This window comes from Chitinimonas sp. (assembly GCF_041904975.1).
Taxonomy (GTDB): Bacteria; Pseudomonadota; Gammaproteobacteria; order Burkholderiales; family Chitinimonadaceae; genus Chitinimonas.
In genome coordinates, this window is sequence record NZ_JAYRLZ010000376.1 from 1 (window position 1) to 3,300 (window position 3,300).

The 3,300-nt window shown below is 63.1% G+C and carries 4 protein-coding genes; 1 reads left to right on the forward strand and 3 read right to left on the reverse strand.

Translation table 11 applies throughout. The features are described from left to right. The 3 genes from ACE3OH_RS21010 to ACE3OH_RS21020 form a co-directional block, all read right to left on the reverse strand. Positions 1-615, reverse strand: a 615-nt coding sequence (locus tag ACE3OH_RS21010) for a hypothetical protein (protein WP_374357813.1), incomplete at its 3' end; no start/stop codon positions are given. Further along, positions 612-1,316 carry a hypothetical protein gene (locus tag ACE3OH_RS21015; protein ID WP_374357816.1) on the reverse strand — a complete coding sequence of 235 codons (705 nt, stop codon included), beginning with the start codon at positions 1,314-1,316 and terminating at the stop codon, positions 612-614. The genes ACE3OH_RS21015 and ACE3OH_RS21010, both read right to left, overlap by 4 nt. Then, positions 1,313-2,023, reverse strand: a complete 711-nt coding sequence (locus tag ACE3OH_RS21020; protein ID WP_374357818.1) for a Crp/Fnr family transcriptional regulator — start codon at positions 2,021-2,023, stop codon at positions 1,313-1,315. Before ACE3OH_RS21020 ends, ACE3OH_RS21015 begins: the two co-directional genes overlap by 4 nt. Before the next feature lie 238 nt (positions 2,024-2,261). Between ACE3OH_RS21020 and ACE3OH_RS21025 the strand changes: the two genes are divergently transcribed. After that, on the forward strand, positions 2,262-3,029 hold the full coding sequence (locus ACE3OH_RS21025; RefSeq protein ID WP_374357821.1) for a hypothetical protein: 768 nt from the start codon (positions 2,262-2,264) through the stop codon (positions 3,027-3,029). Positions 3,030-3,300 lie beyond the last annotated feature (271 nt).

The following is a 3,300-nucleotide window of genomic DNA, read 5'->3' on the forward strand; positions in this document are numbered from 1 at the left end:
TGCCGGCCCGCTGAGTACCGCGCGCACCAGGCCATCGGCGCCAACCGGCAACTCGGGCGAGGCAAAGCGCGGTCGGCCCGCACTACCAAACAGCCAGACATAGGGCGGCGGGGTACGATCACTGAGCGGCTCCGGCAGGACCAGGCGGCTGTGCGCCGCCGCATCGAGGTCAAGCGGCGCCTGGCGCGAGCGCCCCTGGGCGCTCAGGCAGGGCGTTTCGCCCAGCAGGCTGCACAAGGGAATCGGCTGGTTTTGCGGCGGCAAACAAGAGACAAAGCGCTGTTGGCGACGATTGCGCAATGCAATCTGCCCGTCCAGCACGATATGTGATGCGCCCAGCGCTGCCAGCCGTTCCAGCGCCAGCGCATCGAGGGTCAATGCCTGTTCGCGCGATACCGATAGCGGAATGCCGGCATCGAAAACCACCCGGGCGGTGTGAGACGAGGTCGGGCGCGGATTGGCAGCAACAATGCGATCAGCAAGGGCGGTGGAGAGCGGATGAATGCCGCTCAGCCCGAGCAACAGCCAGGCAAGCAGCGCTGTCAGCATTGCCGCCAGCCACCAGTTCCAGCGGGTGAGCGGCAGCGCCAGCAGCGCATGGCGCCAGAGGCTCATTGCCCTTCAAGCCGCCATTCCAGCGCATAGTCGCTGTTCATGCCGGCAGGCACCGGTTGGCCGTTCAGCAGGGGCAATACACAGGTGCCCAGTGCCTTGCTGGCGGCATCGGCGCCATCAGGCAGACTGATCTGGCCGGCCTGAGCAAGTTTGAGATTGAGCTGTAGCGGCAAGGACATGCCAAGCTGGCGCCGGCAATGGTCCAGCTTGCCGGCGTGTTTATCGAGCCACTCGCGTATTGCCACGCTATCGTTCTGCCCGGCCAGCGCCCGCACCTGCACGGTGGCATACACCGCCACATTCTGCTTGAGCGCATGCACCCGCTCCACCACGCAGACCGGCTCGCTGCGGCCGGAGCAAGTCAGCGCGTCGTTGCGCCATGAACAGCCGGCCATCGCCACCCGGCCCTGCCAGCCGGTGCCGGCCTGCAACTTGATCTCGCTGCTGCGGTCGGCCCAGCCATCGCAGCGCAAGCGCGTTGCCTGGTCGGACTTGCCATCGAGCAATTCGACAAAGCCGCCCTTTTGTACCACAACCTTGCCAGTACCCAGCGCCAAAGCGTCGCCGCCGCAGCGCGCCTCGTTGCGGTAGCCATCGCTACCGGCGGCATCGATGCGCAAGCCGCTGCATTCCGGCGCCGCCACTGCGATGCAGGAGGCCAGCACCCAGAACAGATCCCTGACGACCATCGGTTTTTTCATGATTCCTCCATGCCCTGTGCCAGCACAGGCGCGGCAATATGTTCCAGTGCGGCTGGATTGAGCAGCTGCAGGCGGCCATCGACGATATCGATTGCCCCGCTATCCGTCCAGCTTCGCAACAACTTGTTGACGCTCTCGCGCGAGGCGCCCACCATGCCACCGAGTTCGCCCTGCGAGATTTTCAGGGTGAGGTAACGTCGCCCCTGCAGCTCGGTGCCATGCGCATCGGCCAGCGCCAGCAAAGTTCGCGCCAGCCGCGCTGCCACATCGAGCACCGACAGATGTTCGACCCGCTCGGTAAGCGTGCGCACACGCTGGCACAGCGCCACGATCAGTTTGTCGCGCACATAGGGATGCTGGTCGAGAAACGATACGAAACTCTGCCGGTCAATCCAGGCCAGCTCGCTACGCTCATGGCAGCTCACGGTCGCGCTGCGCGGCTGCCGATCCAGCAGCGCGATCTCGCCGAACGTCGTACCCGGCCCAAGCAGGGACAGCACCGTCTCACTGCCCTCTTCATTGACCAGAACCACCTTGAGCAGGCCACTCAACACCACATAGCAATGATCGGCCGCATCGCCCTGGCGGAACACCGTGGCGCGGCTTTTCAGCTCGACCCGATGCATGCGCGCCGCCAGATCCTGCAACTCATCGGGATGCAGATCGGCAAACAGTGTATTGCGTGCCAGCATTTGCGGCAAAGTCATCACACGCCTCCTTGGCTCGCCCGAGTACAGCGGGCTAGCGGGTAAAAACATGGCTGATCGGCGAAGGGCCAGCTCGACGGTCGCCGCGCGCACGGCAGGAAATGGACAGGCGCACTCCTCATCTTAACCGCACTGCCGGATGATGCCTCAGTAAGCAAGCCAGCCAGCGGCGAATTTACTCGCTAGAATGCGGGCCATATCGCCGAAACTGGCTTGCAACCTTGTTCCGAGGCAAAAAATGGTCGACACCCGCACACTGATCGCACCGGCCGCACTGGCCCTGCTTTGCTCCTTCGCCTTGCCGGCGCAGGCCAGCGATGAACCAAGACCCTGGTCGTTCAATGCCGGCTTCCGGGTCTGGCACAATGAGTGGGACGCCAACAGCTTTCCGTTTTCCTCAAACCTGCCGCCAGGTAATAACCAGACCACCCAGCGCACGGTAAGCCATGTTCGCGACAGCAAGACGATGATCATCCCGATGGTATCGGCGCGCTATGGCGACTGGGCCTTGACCGCCACCAGCACCATGCCGCGCAGCTTCAACCTGGCCGATGGCATTACCAGCATCAATGTGCCGCGCAGTGAAAGCGATGTCAGTCTTTCTTACTACATCACGCCGCAAATCAGTGTCGGCATCGGGCAAAAACATATTTCCTGGACGAATATCCGTATTCGCGGCCCGGTAGCATCGCTCGGTCTTGCCGCGCCGCTGCAGCAGGGGCTCACCCTGTATAGCGGCTTGGGCCTTGGCCGATTGCGCTCGAAAAACACGGTGGAGAACAGCGAACTGAGCATCAGCTATTTTGTAGGCGAGGCGGGCCTTGCCTACTCGCTCGGCGCGCTGGATAGCCGGCTGAGCAATTTCACCGCCTTGCTCGCCTACCGCAATCAACGGGTAACCGCCCATGATGTCGGCCTCTCCGATAGCCTCGGCCGTATCTATACCCAGTCGGACGTATCGGACGTCACCTCGGGTCCGGTGCTGGGCTTGACTGCGCGCTTTTGATACACGCGGGCTACGGCCTCAGCCGCATCGACAATCCAGGCAAAGCAGCCGGCCGAACCAAGCGTTGGCGACTGCTTTTCATGATGTCTGCTGACCGACCAGCCAGGCTCTGTTGACATTTTGTCGGCGAAACCGGCAGGGCCGCGTCGATTCTTGCGGCCAGGCCGCGTTGTCATTCGCCGACATGGCCCGCCATGCGGCGCTCGTTCCGCCTTGCTTTGCCGCAAATCTCGACCCGGCGCGACCGGCAACAAAACGTCAACAGAGCCTA